17 protein-coding genes are annotated in these 17,618 nt (G+C 56.7%); 4 read left to right on the top strand and 13 right to left on the bottom strand.

Annotated features, from left to right (window positions below; genetic code table 11):
• Window positions 1–16: 16 nt before the first annotated feature.
• Together ACR0ES_RS12440 and ACR0ES_RS12435 are read right to left on the bottom strand one after the other, a co-directional pair.
• Window positions 17–553, bottom strand: coding sequence for an SRPBCC family protein (locus ACR0ES_RS12440; protein ID WP_480482424.1), 537 nt, complete (start codon window positions 551–553; stop codon window positions 17–19).
• Between the two features lie 97 nt (window positions 554–650).
• The gene (locus tag ACR0ES_RS12435) at window positions 651–1,301 is read right to left on the bottom strand and encodes a carbonic anhydrase (RefSeq protein WP_267363919.1); all 651 of its coding nucleotides are present in this window, start codon (window positions 1,299–1,301) and stop codon (window positions 651–653) included.
• Window positions 1,302–1,445: 144 nt separating this feature from the next.
• On the opposite strand from ACR0ES_RS12435, the gene ACR0ES_RS12430 reads away from it, so the two are divergent.
• The 3 genes from ACR0ES_RS12430 to ACR0ES_RS12420 all read left to right on the top strand — a co-directional run bounded on the left by ACR0ES_RS12430 (window position 1,446) and on the right by ACR0ES_RS12420 (window position 4,015).
• Window positions 1,446–1,835, top strand: coding sequence for a hypothetical protein (locus ACR0ES_RS12430; RefSeq protein ID WP_267363938.1), 390 nt, complete (start codon window positions 1,446–1,448; stop codon window positions 1,833–1,835).
• Between the two features lie 63 nt (window positions 1,836–1,898).
• On the top strand, window positions 1,899–3,281 hold the full coding sequence (locus ACR0ES_RS12425) for a leucyl aminopeptidase family protein (RefSeq protein WP_480870863.1): 1,383 nt from the start codon (window positions 1,899–1,901) through the stop codon (window positions 3,279–3,281).
• Complete coding sequence (locus ACR0ES_RS12420) at window positions 3,278–4,015, top strand: C40 family peptidase (protein WP_480870861.1); 738 nt, start codon at window positions 3,278–3,280, stop codon at window positions 4,013–4,015. Before ACR0ES_RS12425 ends, ACR0ES_RS12420 begins: the two co-directional genes overlap by 4 nt.
• Here ACR0ES_RS12420 and ACR0ES_RS12415 read toward each other — a convergent pair.
• The 11 genes from ACR0ES_RS12415 to ACR0ES_RS12365 form a co-directional block, all read right to left on the bottom strand.
• Window positions 4,012–4,362 carry a DUF2794 domain-containing protein gene (locus tag ACR0ES_RS12415; protein ID WP_480554340.1) on the bottom strand — a complete coding sequence of 117 codons (351 nt, stop codon included), beginning with the start codon at window positions 4,360–4,362 and terminating at the stop codon, window positions 4,012–4,014. The genes ACR0ES_RS12420 and ACR0ES_RS12415 overlap by 4 nt on opposite strands.
• A gap of 73 nt (window positions 4,363–4,435) precedes the next feature.
• Window positions 4,436–6,100, bottom strand: coding sequence for an ABC transporter permease (locus ACR0ES_RS12410; protein WP_480554339.1), 1,665 nt, complete (start codon window positions 6,098–6,100; stop codon window positions 4,436–4,438).
• Window positions 6,101–6,222: 122 nt separating this feature from the next.
• Window positions 6,223–7,440, bottom strand: a complete 1,218-nt coding sequence (locus tag ACR0ES_RS12405; protein ID WP_480482433.1) for a phenylacetate--CoA ligase family protein — start codon at window positions 7,438–7,440, stop codon at window positions 6,223–6,225.
• Window positions 7,441–7,459: 19 nt separating this feature from the next.
• Window positions 7,460–8,293, bottom strand: coding sequence for an ABC transporter ATP-binding protein (locus ACR0ES_RS12400; protein ID WP_209598951.1), 834 nt, complete (start codon window positions 8,291–8,293; stop codon window positions 7,460–7,462).
• Between the two features lie 111 nt (window positions 8,294–8,404).
• A complete protein-coding gene (locus ACR0ES_RS12395) occupies window positions 8,405–9,688 on the bottom strand; it encodes an ABC transporter substrate-binding protein (RefSeq protein WP_209506941.1) in 1,284 nt (427 codons plus the stop codon).
• Between the two features lie 74 nt (window positions 9,689–9,762).
• Entirely contained in the window at window positions 9,763–10,839 is a 1,077-nt protein-coding gene (locus ACR0ES_RS12390; protein ID WP_480482437.1) for a branched-chain amino acid ABC transporter permease, read from the bottom strand.
• A gap of 3 nt (window positions 10,840–10,842) precedes the next feature.
• Complete coding sequence (locus ACR0ES_RS12385; protein WP_209506939.1) at window positions 10,843–11,100, bottom strand: hypothetical protein; 258 nt, start codon at window positions 11,098–11,100, stop codon at window positions 10,843–10,845.
• Between the two features lie 3 nt (window positions 11,101–11,103).
• A complete protein-coding gene (locus tag ACR0ES_RS12380) occupies window positions 11,104–12,090 on the bottom strand; it encodes a branched-chain amino acid ABC transporter permease (RefSeq protein WP_267363929.1) in 987 nt (328 codons plus the stop codon).
• 29 nt (window positions 12,091–12,119) lie between these two features.
• The gene (locus ACR0ES_RS12375) at window positions 12,120–12,935 is read right to left on the bottom strand and encodes an ABC transporter ATP-binding protein (RefSeq protein WP_480773070.1); all 816 of its coding nucleotides are present in this window, start codon (window positions 12,933–12,935) and stop codon (window positions 12,120–12,122) included.
• Window positions 12,936–13,034: 99 nt separating this feature from the next.
• The gene (locus ACR0ES_RS12370; RefSeq protein WP_480773069.1) at window positions 13,035–13,766 is read right to left on the bottom strand and encodes a hypothetical protein; all 732 of its coding nucleotides are present in this window, start codon (window positions 13,764–13,766) and stop codon (window positions 13,035–13,037) included.
• Window positions 13,767–14,000: 234 nt separating this feature from the next.
• Entirely contained in the window at window positions 14,001–15,992 is a 1,992-nt protein-coding gene (locus ACR0ES_RS12365; RefSeq protein WP_480773068.1) for an AMP-binding protein, read from the bottom strand.
• A gap of 143 nt (window positions 15,993–16,135) precedes the next feature.
• On the opposite strand from ACR0ES_RS12365, the gene ACR0ES_RS12360 reads away from it, so the two are divergent.
• Window positions 16,136–17,389, top strand: coding sequence for a class I SAM-dependent methyltransferase (locus ACR0ES_RS12360; RefSeq protein WP_480546051.1), 1,254 nt, complete (start codon window positions 16,136–16,138; stop codon window positions 17,387–17,389).
• Window positions 17,390–17,618: the final 229 nt, after the last annotated feature.

Genomic DNA, 17,618 nt, shown 5'->3' with positions numbered 1-17,618 from the left:
CGATCCCAAGAAGGGTCTAGGTGTTATTTTCGATCAGCACTTTCAGATTATTCAACCCCCGCTCGTAATCGCCGCCAACCCATTTATCCATCATCACCCCCATCCAGCGGGACATGGGGTTGAGCCCCAGATCGGATTCGAACCCCCAAGTCACATTGGTTGCGTCACCATCGGGTTTCAGAGTGAACGAAGCCGACGCCGTGCCCATCTGCCCAAAGTCCAGATCTGTTTTGACCAGTTGATTTTCCACGCTTTCGACGATTTCCTGCGACCCCGTACCGACCTGTGCGTGATCCGAGCTCCAGTTCAACTTGTTACCGACACCTTCCTCGGGGCCACTGTAGCTTAGTTTCGTCTCCGGATCGCGTGACAGCCAGGGTGACCATTTCTCGGTCGCTTGCATGGAATTCACAAACGGAAAGATCACTGCAGCCGGGGCGTCGATGGTGATGCTGCGGGACACTTCCGCCTTGCCGGGCAACACGTATGAGACGGCGACAAACAGAAAAACAAGAAGGCACAGCCCTGCGAGAATTCGTTTAAGTATCTTCATAGCAAGCTCCAAAATCAAACGTCATGTGTGGAGCATACGAAAAAACGGCCCGGAATCAGAGCCGTATTCCGCATCATTTTTTAACTATGAACTGTCGTCAGACCGGAACGAATTTCTTCTGTATGGGGTCGAAACTCTCTAACCCGCCAGCGCCGATATCGGTCCACAACCCGTGCAGGCTCAGGGTGCCCTGTTCGACCGCTGACGAGATGAACGGGAACGTCATCAGGTTTTCAAGCGACGCGACAACCGACTGGCGTTCCAGCTGTCGGGCTTGTTCGAGGCTGTCTTCGATATCAGCGACAAGTTCGAATTTTGGCTTCAGAATGTCCATCCAGCGGCCGACAAAGCTTTCTTTTGCATCCAGTTGCGGCGCCTGACCCTTGCACATGTCGATACAGCCCTGAACGCCACCGCATTGCGAATGGCCAAGAACCATCAGATGCGCAACCTTGAGAGAAGTGACGGCGTACTCGATTGCTGCGCTGGTACCGTGATGATCGCCGTCCGGCGCATAGGGTGGCACCAGATTGGCGATATTGCGGTGGATAAAGAAATCGCCCTGATCCGCACCGAACATCGAGGTCACATGGACCCGGCTGTCGCAGCAGGAAATCACCATCGCCCGGGGCCGCTGCCCTTCATCTGCCAGCCGCTTGAACCAGACCTGGTTTTCCGAATATGTGGTCGCTTTCCAGCCGTGATACCGCGTGACCAGATAGCTCGGCAAAGGTTTGGCAAATTCCATTACGGTGTCCCCGTTCTTGTCGCTGACCGATCCTCTAAACCGAATTCTAGGAAAATTCGAGCAATTATCCGATTTCTCTGCAAGGTTTTGCAAAGGAATTTGTCACCAGTATCAAACCTGCGCCGTGGGGGCGTCAGAATTAGGGTGAATGTGGTGGAAAAAATAATCACGCTTGAACACAAGGAATCCGTCCGTCTGGATTCGGATCAACTAAGTGGCCTTTACCGTCAACTGGGCGACAAGAACGCGCTGGATGTGCTGTGCCGCACCATCGAAGAACTGGCAGTGCGCCTGTCGAACTGCGAACGCTTTTGGCGTCAGCGCGAATGGGCCGAACTGCGCAAATGCGCAAGGTCCCTGGTCGCGATTTCCGAACAGGTCGGGATGACGGTTCTGGCCAGGGTTGCAGGGGACGTGGCGCAGGCCGTCGATGCCGGTGACGCGGTAGCCGCAGGTGCAACGCTGGGACGTCTGATCCGCGTTGGTGAGCGATCATTGACAGCCGTCTGGGATCAACAGGACCTTTCCGTCTGACAGGGGTTGCGGGCAGAATATGCGCGGCTAGTCTGTGCACAGAAACAATCTGTCGAGGCGCCCATGACACTGTCCTTCGCCCCATCCTCTGACCCTTCCGTACCGCTTCATGTGATCGCGCAGCCGGATTTGGACGGCTGGCTTCTGGATCAGCCTGAGCGCGTGAAGTCCTGGGTCGCAGCAAACGGGTTTTCCGGTGCGCTGGGGCAGGTCCTGCTTGTGCCAGCCACGAACGGCGCAATTGAATTCGCGCTGGCCGGTTACGGAACCGAAGAAAAACGTGTGCGCAAACGGTTCCCCCTTGCCGCGGCGGCCATGGCCCTGCCGGAAGGCACCTACGGCATTGCTTCGGGCATTCCTGCGGATTTATTGGAGATGGAGTGTCTTGGCTGGCTGATGACCGCCTATGCTTTTGATCGATACGCGTCCCAGACCGGAGGGTCAGCGGCATTGATTGTGCCTGATGGCATCAACGCCGCCCGTATCGAGGCCATGGCAAATGCCGAGGCTCTGACGCGCGATCTGGTCAACACGCCCACTTCGGACATGGGACCGGATCAGTTACAGCAAGCGGTCGAGGTTCTGGCGAATGAGTTCGGCGCGTCTTGCAAGGTGATCACCGGCCATGCGCTGCTGGATCAGAATTTTCCCATGATTCACACGGTAGGGCGGGCCGCGGCGCAGGCCCCCCGGCTGATCGAGCTGAACTGGGGCACTAGTGGCCCCAGACTGACACTAGTGGGCAAAGGTGTATGTTTCGACACCGGCGGGCTGAATTTGAAACCGGGCGCTTCCATGGGCCTGATGAAAAAAGACATGGGCGGCGCGGCCAATGTGCTGGGACTTGCCCGGATGATCATGGCGCTGAACCTTCCCCTGCAACTGCAGGTTCTGATCCCGGCCGTTGAAAACGCGGTATCAGGCAATGCCTTTCGCCCCGGTGATATCCTGACCTCACGCAAGGGCCTGACCGTTGAAATCAACAACACCGATGCCGAAGGGCGTCTGGTTCTGGCTGATGCGCTGACTTTGGCGGATGAAGGGAGTCCCGATCTGGTGATCTCGATGGCGACGCTGACCGGTGCGGCGCGCGTGGCCGTGGGCCCTGATCTGGCACCGTTTTACACCGACGACGAAAGCTGCGCCGTGGCCTTGGCACAAGCGGCCAAAACGTCTGCTGATCCGGTCTGGAGAATGCCCTTTCACACACCCTACGAGGCGATGATCGAACCCGGCATTGCCGATCTGGACAATGCCCCCTCGGGCGGGTTTGCCGGGTCTATCACCGCCGCGCTGTTTCTGCGCCGGTTCGTAGGGTCCAGCCGCTATATCCATTTTGACATCTACGCGTGGCAACCCAGCAATGAACCCGGCCGCACAAAAGGCGGTCTGGGTCAGGGAACACGCGCAGTGCTGTCGGCCTTACCGGAGGTATTGGGGTTATGACCAAGCACCGCATATCCAAACCGGTCGTCGACCTGTTACGTGTTCCTGACGGACCGCGTGACCGGCAGTTGCTTTTGGGGGACACGGTTCACGTCGCAGAAAACAACGGCGGGTGGAGCAGGATCGTCGCGGAAAAAGACGGATATGCTGGTTGGCTGGAAACAGACAACCTGTCCGAGGATATGCCTGCAACACATTGGATCAACGCGCCCGCAACACATGCCTACGTAGCCCCCGATATCAAAAGCCGCGATCTCGTATCCCTGAGTTTCGGAAGTAAAATCCATGCGACTGCCGAAACGGATCGGTTTGTGCAGACCGAGTTGGGTTTTGTCCCAAAGGTTCACACGGCCCCAATTGCAGAAAAGCCGCGTGATCCGGTTGCCGTGGCCGAGCTGTTCCTGGGCACGCCTTATCTGTGGGGCGGAAACAGCCGGTTCGGCATCGATTGTTCAGGGCTTGTTCAAACCGCGCTGCTGGCCTGCGGTATTCCCTGCCCCGGCGACAGCGGCGATCAGGAACAAGCCTTGGGCGCTGTCCTGTCAGCTGAATCACCTGCGCAGCGTGGGGATCTGCTGTTCTGGAAAGGGCACGTGGCCTGGGTTTCGGGCGACAACATGATTTTACATGCGAACGCCAGCCATATGGCGGTTGTGTACGAGCCAATGGACCGGGCGATTCAGCGCATTCAGGATCAGGGCGACGGGCCTGTTACAGCGCAAAAAAGGCTCTAATCCGGGTTTACGGCCCGGATGAGTTTGCGCTCCAGCACCCGCAGGACGGCTCGCAGATCGTGGCCGCGTTTCAGGATGCGGCCATCCATACCGATGACTGAGTACATCCCCTGCCGGGATTTCAGGCGCGGGTGCTTTTCGACGCGGTAGATCGGGTGCTCAGCAGTGCGCCGGAAGATCGAGAACACCGCCATGTCGCGCAGGTTTGAGATACCATAGTCTCGCCACTCTCCAGCGGCGACCATCCGTCCATAAACGGACAGGATTTGCGACATCTCGTGCCGGTCAAAGGCCACGGGCATCTGCGCTGCGCTTGCCGCAAACCGGTTGGGAGGCTGCATGTTCATACCGCCAGCCTTGCCGGAAATTATGTTTGAATCAAGCCTGATGCGCGGTTGTCCGGCATTTACAACACAAGTGTTACCGCCGACCAACCTGACGGCAGATCAGGATTACCGGCAGCAGGCCGACCGCCAGAATGACCAGTGAGGGCACGGCGGCACCCTCAAGCCTCTCATCCGAGGCAAGCCTGTATGCCTGTACGGCCAGTGTGTCGAAGTTGAACGGGCGCATGATCAGGGTGGCAGGCAATTCCTTCATTACGTCCACAAAGACGATCAACAGCGCAGTCAGCAGCGACGGTGTCAGAATGGGCAGGTGAACGCGCCGCAATGTTCCCAGCGGTGTTTGCCCCAACGACCGGGCCGCGGCATCCATATTGGCATGAACCGTGCTTTGCCCCCCTTCATATGCGCTGAGCGCGGCAGCAAGGAATCGCACCATGTAAGCGGCGACCAGCAGCCAGATTGAACCTGTAACCAACAACCCAGTTGACACATCGAATGTCTGCCGCATCCAAGCATCCAGCGCGTTGTCAAAGCTGGCGAAAGGTACAATCAAGCCGACTGCGATGACGCCACCGGGCACGGCATATCCCAGCCGCGCCATGTAGGCCGTCGCAGACGACGCGCGCCCGGGTCTCAGACGTTGAAAGAACCCGACACAGATCGCCGCAAAGACAGTGACGACCGCGGCCGTGCCGGCAAGGGTCAGCGAGTTCTGGATGAAACCGATATAGCGCCGCGACAGCAGGTTCTGTTCCGATTCCAAACCCATCTCGACCAGTATGATAACGGGCAGCAGGAACCCGAAAATAACGGGTATCGTACATAACAAGAATGCCGCGACGGCGCGAAGACCGGTCAGATCTTCCGCCGGTTGGGCGGCATGTTTCTTTCCTGCCTGATAGTATTTTGCCTTACCGCGTTGGGTGCGCTCGGCCACAGCCATGATCAGTGCAAAGACAAGCAGGCACCACGCCAGCTGCGCCGCCGCCGCTCGGTCGGCCATGGAAAACCAGCTGGTGTAGATCCCGGTCGCAAAGGTCTGCACACCGAAATACGACACGGTTCCGAAATCGGCGATGGTTTCCATGATGGCCAGAAGCACGCCACCGGCGATTGCCGGGCGCGCCATCGGCAGCGAGACGCGCCGAAACGCCAGCCATGGGTTGTTGCCCAGCGCCCGCGCCGCCAGAAACGCCGTAGCACTTTGTTGCAGGAACGCAGCCCGTGCCAGCAGGTAGACATAGGGGTAAAGCACCAGAATCAGCATCACCGCCGCGCCCCCGGTCGAGCGGATTTCAGGGAACCAGTAGTCGCGCGGCCCCCAGCCCGTTACATCTCGCAAGGTGCTTTGAACAATACCCGGATGATCCAGAATAAAGGTGTACGCATAGGCGAGCACATACGCCGGAAAGGCCAACGGCAAGACCAGCGCGATCTCAAGGATCCTGACACCGGGAAAGCGGGTCATCGTCACCAACCAGGCAGCGCCCGTGCCGATACTGAACGTACCCGACGCAACCAGAACCACAAGGATCAGGGTCGTCACGGTATAGCCGGGCAACACCGTGTCCATCAGGTGCGAGATCGTATCTGTTCCGCCGGTCACCGCTGCCAAGACCACGGCCACCATGGGCAGCAGGCACGCGGCAGCCACAAGATAGGCGACAGCGGCCAACAGCCGTGTGCCGCGTACACCGCGATTGCGTGATCCGTTTTCTGAATAGTCGATCTGGGCCATCATCCCGGCTTTTGATTGGCAAAGGCTTAGGGTCTGCCTTTAATCGACCAAAATGCTCGGAAACACCAGTGCGTCGGTCAACAAATCTGCGACACAAACTGCCGCAGACCTGATTTTCACTGCTATTCGTAGACGCGCTGATCCTCAATCACCAGCCCGTCTTTGGGCAGCGAGCCGGGAGCGACGACTTCGATTGCGCCTTTCAGTTTCAGCACTTCGGCCACCGATCTGGCATATGCCGTATCATCCCCGCCTGTGCTTTCGATCTGGACAGTCATCGAATCCATCTCGCCCTGACGGGTGGCAATGACTCGAGCCTTGACGATCTCTTCATGCTTGTCGACCAAAGCGGCAACCTGTTCCGGACGCACGAACATACCTTTGATCTTGGTTGTCTGATCTGCACGCCCCATCCAACCCTTGATCCGGGTGTTCGTGCGACCGCAAGGAGAAATTCCCGGCATCACGGCGGACAGGTCGCCCGTCGCAAAGCGGATCAGCGGGTAATCGGGGTTGAGAGAGGTCACCACGACCTCACCCACCTCACCCGGTGCCACCGGAGTTCCGGTTCCAGGTGTCACAATCTCGACAATCACGTGCTCGTCGATGATCATCCCGTCGATCGCGGCGCTTTCATAAGCAATATTGCCCAGATCCGCTGTCGCGTAACATTGCAGGCACGAGATACCCCGGTCGGCGTATTCCTGTCGCAGAGACGGGAACAAGGCCCCACCTCCAACGGCGGCTTTCGAGAAATGCAGTGAAACGCCCATCTCATCGGCTTTGTCCAGAATGACCTTCAGGTAATCCGGCGTTCCTGCATAGGCCGTACAGCCAACGTCGCGGGCGGCAGTCACCTGCAACTCGGTTTGTCCGGTTCCTGCGGGCAGAACAGCCGCGCCGACAGCCCGTGCGCCATTTTCAAAGATCATACCGGCTGGGGTTAGGTGATACCCAAAACAGTTCTGGACAATGTCCCCTGCGCCAACACCCGCGGCATTCAGGAAACGGCCCATGCGCCACCAGTCGTGATCAGTGCTGCCCGGCTCATAGATCGGTCCCGGCGACTGGAACACATGATGGAAATGCCGCGCCGGTTTCACTGTAAATCCACCAAACGGGGGGCGTTTGGCCTGTGCTCTGGTCAGGTCCGATTTCCGCAGAACCGGCAATGTTGGCAAATCTTCAACTGATTTTACCTTATTAGTGTCTGATTCTGACAGATGCGACGCAAATCCAGGGGCCGACATCGCGCGTTTGATCTGCTCCACTAGTGCCCTGGCCTGGTCCGAGGCGCGTTCGTCTGCCGAGCGTGTTTCGAGTGCGTCGAAATAGGTCATAGCCATATCCTCCATCCGCTCACAGCCACCTTTTGCGACGACGATAGGACCGCACATCACGAAAGCTTTTGCGGCCCTCGTCGGACATACCCAGATAAAACTCTTTCACATCCGGGTTTTCGCGCAGGTCTGCGGCCGGGCCGTCCATCACGACACGCCCGGATTCAAGAATATAGCCGTAATGCGCAAAGCGCAGGGCGACGTTGGTGTTCTGCTCTGCTAGCAGAAAGGACACGCCCTCTTTTTCGTTGAGGTCCTTCACGATACTGAAAATCTCTTCGACCAGCTGCGGAGCAAGACCCATTGAAGGTTCGTCCAGCAAAATCGTCTCGGGCCGCGACATCAACGCCCGCCCCATGGCAACCATCTGCTGTTCCCCACCCGAAGTATAGCCTGCCTGCGACCGGCGGCGTTCCTTGAGCCGGGGGAAATATGCGTAAACCATCTCAAGGTCCTGCTGGACCGCAGCCGCCCCGTCTTTTCTGGTATAAGCACCGGTCAGCAAGTTTTCCTCGACGGTAAGGTGCTCGAAACAATGGCGGCCTTCCATCACCTGAATGACACCCTTTTCAACCAGATCGGCCGGATCGCTTTCATGCACGTTCTGGCCGCGATACTTGATCGAACCTTTGGTGACTTCACCGCGTTCGGAATGCAGCAGGTTCGAAACGGCCTTGAGCGTGGTTGTCTTGCCCGCGCCATTGCCACCCAGCAATGCTGTGATGCCGCCCTTTGGAACACTCAGGCTGACGCCTTTCAACACGAGGATCACGTGGTTGTAGATTACCTCGATATTATTGACCTCAAGCAGGGTTTCCGCCTGCACGTCAGTGGTTTGTGCCGCATCCAGCATCAGCGCGTTTCCTCATGCCTGCCCGTTCCGGGGCTGTTCGTGAGGAGCGGCAGGTAACCCGCCGCTCCGGTTGTCTGAACGCCAAGGATCACATCCGTGGCGCAACATGCCTTACTCGCAACGTGGCGAGATGCTGTTTTCGGTTGCGTAGGCACCGGAATCTTCTTCGATCAACGCGCCGATAACTTCGGCATCTGTCGGTTTGAAGTCCTGTACGGGGTTCCAGGCGCCAGTCGCCGCATCCCACTGAACAACACCGACAAGACCGGGGCCGCCGTGGTTTTCGCAAGAGACCGAGAATTCAGGGCCGAACCCGGACATACCAAGCGCTTCCATCTTGGCGTTGGTCATTTCCAGTGCTTCCATGCCATCGCGCATCATCGACGCGTCGATATCAGCGGTTCCGTGCATCGCCTGCGCCGTTTTCACAGCCTCGGCTGCCAGCATGGCGGCATAAAGCCCACGGTTGTACTGAACTGTACCCAGCTGATCGCCGGCACCTGCGGCCTTGCCCGAGTCAACGACGTACTTTTTCAGGTCGTCATAGACAGGATAGTCCATGCCAAGGCCGGTAAAGGTCAGCGCCTTGTAACCGGTCGCTTTTTCGCCAGCAGGCTCAACGTCGAATTCCGCGCCCGACCACCAGACACCGATGAAGTTTTCCATCGGGAAACGGATGTTGGCCGCTTCCTGAACCGCAACCTGGTTCATGACGCCCCAGCCCCACATGATGACATAGTCAGGCTTTTCGCGGCGAATTTGCAGCCATTGCGACTTCTGCTCTTGGCCCGGGTGATCAACCGGCAGCAGGGACAGCTCATACCCATGCTTTTCGGCCAGAGTTTCCAATGTCCGGATCGGTTCCTTGCCATAGGCCGAGTTGTGATAGACCAGCGCAATCTTCTTACCGCTCAGGTCACCGCTATTTTCCTCCAACAGATAGTTGATCGCACCGGACGCACCATTCCAGTAGTTGGCCGGATAGTTGAACACGTGGCTGAACACTTTGCCGTTCGCAGCCGAGGTCCGGCCATAGCCCATCGTGTGCAGCGGAATGCCGTCGGCGGTCACTTTGGGGATCAGCTGATAGGTAATACCGGTCGACAGCGGCTGATACACCAGCGCGCCTTCACCTTTGGTGGATTCGTAGCATTCCACGCCTTTTTCGGTGTTATACCCGGTTTCGCATTCGATCACGTTTGCGGGGACACCGCCAATGCCACCGTCCCGCTCGTTCAGAAGCGTGAAATAGTCGGCGTAACCATCCGCGAATGGAATACCACCGGCCGCATAGGGCCCGGTTCGATAGCTGAGCGACGGGAACACAAGATCCGCCATCGCAGGTCCTGCCGCCATCAGGGCGCTCAGCGCCACAGTTGCCAGTTTCTTGTTCATCGGGTGTCTCCTCCCTTGATTGATCCGATATTGAGTTCGGGCTTGATCACCCGTCTTTATGATTGGGCCAGCCCTCAGTGCGGGAACGGCCAGAGTCTGAGTTTCTCTTTCGCCACGCGCCACAACTGGGCCAGACCGTGGGGCTCGAGGATCAGGAACATGATGATCAGCGCGCCTACAATCACGAGCTGAAGATGGGCAACGATATCGGTCGGCCAACCCAGAAGATCGACGCCAACCAGTTTGAGCAGAACCGGCAGAAGCACGAGGAAGGCCGCCCCGGCAAAAGACCCGAAAATCGAGCCTAATCCGCCGATAATCACCATAAACAGCACCAGGAATGACTTCTGAATGCCGAATGCTTCGCCCACCTCGACCGCGCCGAGATAGACGGCAAAGAACAAGGCCCCTGCGATGCCCACAAAGAACGAGCTGACAGCGAAAGCGCTTATCTTGGCTTTCAACGGGTTCACCCCGATGATTTCGGCGGCGATATCCATGTCGCGGATCGCCATCCATGTCCGCCCGGTCGTGCCGCGGGTCAGGTTGCGCGCAATAATCGCGCTGAAGGTCAGGAAGATCAGGCAGAACAGGTAGGTCGCCCAGGCCGGGGCGTTCGGGCCCGAGATGATGATGCCGAACACGTCACGCTCGGGCGCGTTGATCTGACCCGAGGCCGAGTAGTTGTAAAACCACGGCACCCGGTTGAAGAGCCAGACCAGAAAGAACTGTGCCGCAAGCGTGGCCACCGCCAGATAGAACCCCTTGATCCGCAGGGAAGGCAGGCCGAACAAGACGCCTACAATCGCTGTGATACCACCAGCCAACAGGACATGAATGAACATGCTGACATCTGGAAATGCGGTCATCAACTTGTAGCAGGCATAAGCACCCACCGCCATGAAACCGCCTGTACCAAGGCTGACCTGCCCGCAATAGCCCACGAGTATGTTCAATCCGATCGCCGCGATGGCATAGATCAGAAAGGGCAGCAGCAGGGCGTTTGCCCAATAGTCGTTGATGATGAACGGAATGATCCCGAACGCCACCGCCAGAACGACATAGTATCGGTACCGGTCGAACTTGATCGGGAAAGTCTGGCTGTCATCCACGTAGGAGGTTTTGAAATCTCCGGCCTCACGATAGAACATCTGTTACTTTCCCCATTCTTCCTGCGCCCGGTTTCGGGTCGCGGCGTCCAGCTGGCTGGACCCTTTGGCATATCCGCTCGCCTCAGAGGCGCGCACCAGTTTCAGGTAGGCCAGAACACCCATGATCAGACCGGCAAAGGCCAGGATCGCGGCAATCGTCAACTGGCTGTCAGTCAGGTCATTCGAGGTCAGCGCGATATAGCCAAAGGCCCAGAACCCCGCCCATGCGATTACGTTGATGATGGCGATCAGCTTGGTCATGCGTTACACCCTCTCGATGATCTTCTCGCCGAACAGACCCTGCGGTCTAAACACCAGGAAGATCAGCGCCAGCACATAGGCGAACCAGTTCTCGGTCGCACCGCCGACCAGCGGGCCAACCGAGAATTCGAACAGCTTCTCGCCCACACCGATGATCAGTCCGCCGACGATGGCACCGGGGATCGAAGTGAACCCGCCCAGCATCAACACCGGCAGCGCCTTGAGTGCGATCAGCGACAGCGAGAACTGCACGCCCGATTTGGTGCCCCACATGATCCCCGCGACCAGCGCCACGAACCCGGCCACCGACCAGACCATGACCCAGATGAAGTTGAGCGAGATCCCGACCGAAAGTGCCGCCTGATGGTCATCTGCCACAGCACGCATGGCCCGGCCCTGTTTTGTGTACTGGCTGAAGGCCACCAGCGCCGCCACCAGAAGCGCCGCAATTACGGTTGCCACGATGTCGAGGTTGTCGATGAAGAAGCCATAGCCGAAGATGTTAAAGGTGACCTCGTCGATCCACAGGTTGATGCCCTGCGGCAGACCCACATCCAGCGTCTTGATCTCGGATCCCCACATCAGGTCGGCCACACCTTCAAGGAAATAGGCCAGACCGATCGTGGCCATGAACAGGATGATCGGCTCCTGCCCAACCAGATGCCGCATGACAAAGCGCTGCACACACCAGGCCAGCAGAACCATCACGCCCATTGTCAGGATGATCGCCAGCAGGGCGGGGATGTTCCAGCCGAAGTTATAGACATGAGTACCGAAGGTCGCGTTGATCAAATGCGCGAAAGGCACCTGCCCGTTCATGATCCCGACCAGTGTCATCGCCGCAAACAGGGCCATAACCCCTTGCGCGTAATTGAAAATTCCCGAGGCCTTGTAGATCAGCACAAAGCCCAGCGCGACCAGCGCATAAAGCACCCCGGCCATCAGACCGTTAAGGATGACCTCCGTGGCAAAGATTAACTGCTCAGGCATATGTGCCTCCCCGGATATCTGCTTTGGTCTCAGTCATGGCTGACCCCCAGATAGGCGTCGATGACTTCCTGATTGTTGCGCACCTCGTCGGGTGTACCGTCACCAATCTTCTTGCCGTAATCCATCACGACCACGCGGTCGCTCAGGTCCATCACCACGCCCATATCGTGTTCGATCAGGGCGATGGTGGTGCCGAATTCGTCATTCACATCGAGGATAAAGCGGCTCATGTCCTCTTTCTCTTCGACGTTCATGCCCGCCATCGGTTCATCCAGCAGCAAGAGCTTTGGTTCTGCTGCCAGTGCGCGGGCCAGTTCGACGCGTTTTTTCAGGCCATAAGGCAGGCGCGCTACGGGCGTCTTGCGGATGTGCTGGATTTCAAGGAAATCGATGATCTTCTCGACCGCCTCACGGTTTTCAACCTCTTCCGCCTCGGCCTTTCCCTTCCACCAGGCCTGCTGGAAGATGTTGGTCTGCATGAAGTTCAAACGCCCGGTCATGACGTTGTCCAAAACGCTCATCCCTTCGAACAGGGCGATGTTCTGGAACGTCCGCGCGATCCCCTGCTGCGCCACCTCAAAGGGCCGCATCGCTGGGCGTTTTGATCCGTGGAACCAGACCTCGCCTTCCTGCGGGACATAGAACCCCGAGATAACGTTCAGCATGGATGATTTTCCGGCCCCGTTCGGCCCGATGATGGCGCGAATTTCGCCTTCGCGAATATCGAACGAGATGTCCTTGATCGCCACGACGCCGCCAAAGCGCAGGGTGATGTTCTTCATCTCCATCACCACGCCGCCGATCTTGCGACCGTCTTCGGTGACATATCCTATGGAGTCCTTCATTACCCTATCCTCCGATCGCTACTGCTCGGATTACGTAGAAACAATCCCGAGAAAATCTCAGGCCGCCGGGGAAAGTGGACCTTTCGCAGGTCGAGAAAACTACTTCGTGATCTGAGGCAAGCGATGCACCGGTATCTTCCCTGAACCGAACGAGGGGCGGTCGCACTTTCCGATACCGGATTCGGCCAAATGAAACACAGCCTTGGGATTGAGTATTGTCACCCAGCCATCGAACTCTATTCTCATTGCACAGCCCCGACGCGACCCGAAGTTGGTTTGAACGGCGTGCCGAAAATCTTCCTTTTTCCGAGTTCCAGCAACAGGAATTTCGACAGAATTCGCACCGAACCGTTCTTCGTCCCACCATATATTGTAGAGATTTGTTAGTTTTTTGACCACATCTGCGTTTATTGACACCTGAGGGTTGGTTAGTACTGTGCAGCCTCGCCTCAACTGCTCGACCGTCTGTCCGCCGAAAACTTCTTCCCTCACGACGAATGCCTGGTCCTTTGAATACCACAGACGACGGGAGCCTCGGACATCGTAATCGAGTTCGGTGTCTGAATTTGACGTGAGCCCGACATTGTTGAACTGAGATGATGTCGCGATGCTCTTCCAGCAACGCCGGATCAGGTCTTCCCAGACCAAATAGTATTCTGGAAGAGCTCCGATAACTTCCGAAGTTTGGCTGTTGCGTAAGATCAGCGTAGGAGCGTTTTCGCCCTCCGAATTGAACGATAACTGAACGTTCCGCGCGTTGAGTTTCGCAATTTGTGCGGCGCCAGTGCCCGGGGCAACCGATGCCTCGCTTTCCTCTGCTTTGCTTACCACTAATTCTCTGCTTGAATTCGCAGTGGGTGGCCGAGATGTGACTCCGAAGCTCAATAGCCCCAGAGAACTCACAATCATCAGTAGGCCAATGATCAAAATCACACGGGGAAGCACTTTGACAAAAACCTCTTAAGAATTTCTCTCTTAAGACAGTAACTTCAAGCAAACTACCGCGAAAGGCGAGTGGGGAATTCAAGACTATCGGCGGGGATATTAAGTTCCGACTACGCATTATCATTCCGCTGCCACCTTGTGCTGCGCACCCGGTACAACCGGCGCATCCACGATTTTCAGCGTCGCGCTGATCGATCCCTTGCGCCCATCTTCATAGGTCACTTCGGTCGTGGTCGACACGCTTTCGGACCCGTCATAAAGCGCCGCAATGATGTCGTGGAACTTCTCTTCGACAAACCCACGCCGCACTTTCCGGGTGCGCGTCATCTCACCATCATCAGCGTCCAGTTCTTTGTGCAGAACGACAAAGCGATGCACCTGGCAACCGGACAGCATTTCATCAGCTGCTACCGATTTGTTGACCTCTTCCACATGCGCCCTGATCGTCTCTAACACACGCGGATGGCCTGCCAGTTCCTGATAGGAGGCGTAAGCCACGTTGTTGCGTTCCGCCCAGTTGCCGACCGCTGTCAGGTCGATATTGATGAAGGCCACGCAGCGATCCTTGCCGTTTCCGAACAGAACGACCTCGAGAATATCGGGATAGAATTTCAGTTTATTCTCGACATATTTCGGCGCAAACATGGACCCGTCGGCCATTTTGCCCACGTCCTTGGCGCGGTCGATGATCCGCAGATGGCCGCTGCTTTCCTCGATGAACCCGGCATCACCCGTTGCCACCCAGCCTTCGGCATCTTTGGTCGATGCCGTGGAATCCGGGTTGTTGTAATATTCGACAAACACGCCGGGCGAGCGGTAATGGATCTCGCCCTTGTCGTCGATCCTGATCTCGACATCCGGCGCGGGCACGCCAACCGTGTCGGCCCGAACCTCGCCATCCGGCTGTACGGTGATGAACACGGTTGCTTCGGTCTGGCCATAAAGCTGTTTCAGGTTGATGCCCAAAGATCTATAGAAATCAAAGATTTCCGGTCCGATCGCTTCACCCGCTGTATAGCCAACCCGGAACCGGCCATAACCCAGCGTATCCTTGAGCGGCCCGTAGACCAACAGGTTACCCAGCGCGTATTTCATCCGGTCGCCAAAGCCGACGGGTTTGCCATCCAGCAACTTGCCACCCACTTTTTTGGCATGCGCCATGAAGTGATGGAACATGCGCTGCTTCAGCTTGCTCGCATCCTCCATCCGGATCATCACATTGGTTAGCTGGCTTTCAAACACGCGTGGTGGGGCGAAGAAATAGGTCGGCCCGATTTCGCGCAGGTCGGTCATCATCGTGTCGGCGCTTTCCGGGCAGTTCACGCAGAACCCGCACCAATAGGCCTGACCGATGGAAAAGATGAAATCCCCGACCCATGCCATTGGAAGATAGGAAAGGATATCTTCATCGCGGGTCAAATGGTCGAAGATCGCTGAATTCTTGGCGCTTTCGATCACGTTGCGGTTCGACAGAACCACCCCCTTGGGCTTGCCCGTTGTGCCCGAGGTATAAAGCATGACGCAGGTGTCGTTATAGGTGATCTCAGAGATGCGCTTGTCCAGCTCTGCATCAAACCGCTGATGTCCTGCCTGACCTTCGGCCATGAGGTCTTCCAGCGCGTTCATCTGGCTGTGGTCGTATTTCCGCATCCCCCGCTTGTCGGTATAGAGGATGTGCTTGATCTGGTGCACTTTTTCCTGAATCTCGATGACCTTGTCGACCTGTTCCTGATCACCGCAGACGACATATTTCGCGCCGCAATGCTCCATCACATAGGTCATCTCTTCGGCGACTGCGTCCTGATACAGAGGCACCGGAACTGCACCGACCATCTGTGCTGCGACCATGGTCCAGTAATGTGCTGGCCGGTTGCGTCCGATCACGGCAATATGGTCACCGCGCTCAACGCCAATTTCAAGAAATCCAAGGGCGAGCGCGCGAATTTCCTTGGCCGCTTCAGCCCAGGTCCAGCATTGCCAGATCCCAAATTCTTTTTCCCGATAGGCCGGGGCATCCCCGAACTGGGTCGCGTTGCGGTGTAGAAGCGCCGGAAGGGAATGCAACCCTTCGGCGCCCGACTGCGTCTGAGCCAATCTTTTTCTCCTCCCCATCCGGCCTCCTCAAAGCCGGAAATGGCGGATCCGGGAAAGCCCCCGGATGCCAGTGCCCCGATTTGGGACACCCGCACGATCAGCGTCAACTTTTTCCTGATGTTTTCTCAATTCTTACGAATTGTAACAGGTGCAGAGGGGTGATGTTACGTTTTGTACAATATGAACATGTCGGGCTATTGAACGGTTATGCGCTGCACAGGTTGTTATGCGGGTTCGACGAACAGGACGAAAATTGCGAAGAGGCACAACCAGAAGAGAGAGCAACTGCGCCATCTATTAATCTCAGAACGACGCGAAAATTGTCTCTGAAATCACAAACCTGCGACAACCACAGCTTCCGTTTTTCGCCACGGATAGCTGGACATTACCAGCTATCTATTCAAAGTGAGGCGACTTACAATTCATTTGAGGACAGAAGGTTGGGACTCAGGCGATTTTTCAGGCGGCATTTTCGCGCGCAAACTCATACTCCAGCGCAAAATCAGGAATACCAAGCAGGTGCCGGGCACCCTCTTTACAACTATGTTTGCGATTTTCCAGCTTTGGATCTAATTCGTGAGTTCGCCGAACCCAATCCGAAAGCAACAGACGGGGTGGTGACCAACTTTCTTGGCGTCAGAATTGAACCACGCGTGATGTCCAGCATCCTGGAACCCCTGGCAGGCAAGGTAGAACCTATTCCCGATCCGGGTAATTGGCATGCAGACATCGCAGAATGGGCGGCAACACTTCTGTCTGTGAAAGAGGCCTCAGGTACTTACCGGATTATTGAACTTGGTTGCGGTTGGGGATGCTGGCTAAATAATATGGGCTTCGTCGCCAAAAAGAGAGGGTTAAGCGTCGACCTGATCGGTATCGAAGGTGACAGCTCTCATCTGGAAAACGCCGAGCGCACGTTTCAACTGAACGGCTTCAACCCAAGTGAGTACCGCCTTGTCAATGGGGTGGCCGCCAGCAAAGAGGGCATCGCGCTTTTCCCAAAATACGAAGAGGCGCACGAAAACTGGGGCGCAGAGCCGATTTTCTATCCGGACGAAAAGGTTCTGGCCGAATCCCGCGCCAAAGGTGACTATACAGAGCTGAATTGTTATACGCTTGAAACCCTGTCTAATGGCGAAGCTGTCGATCTGCTACACATCGATATTCAGGGCTCGGAGCTGGACTTTGTGCAGAGCAACTTCGACGGCATAGAAAATCTTGTAAAGCGCGTGTTTATCGGAACGCACTCTCGCTATCTTGAAGGCGCTTTGCAGGAGTTTTTCCTGACAAAGGGATGGACGCTCGAAATGGACCGCCCCGTGATTCACAGGTTGATCGAAGGTCGGCCACAGATCGAAATTGATGGCGTGCTGCTGTTCAAAAACCCGAACCACGACAAGCTACCGCTTCATTGACAGAAATGCGGTTTGCGTCTGGCGTTTGGCGCTATTGGTTTCTTGTGACGGTGCGGGAATGCCGCGCCGTCCGATGACCGTCTGTATTTAGCAGCCGCATCATCTTTTACATTATACAGATATCCAGATTAGCTTTGACCTATAAGTGGTATCCGGTAGCCTTGGGCTTTACCGTACCAAACAGGTCCCGTGTGCAGCAGGGATGCCGGACCGGCAAACAGACTTCGAC

It is taken from the genome of Ruegeria sp. N7 (assembly GCF_056531345.1).
Note: the sequence above shows the minus strand (reverse complement) of the source record. Positions and strands in the feature narration are given on the sequence as shown.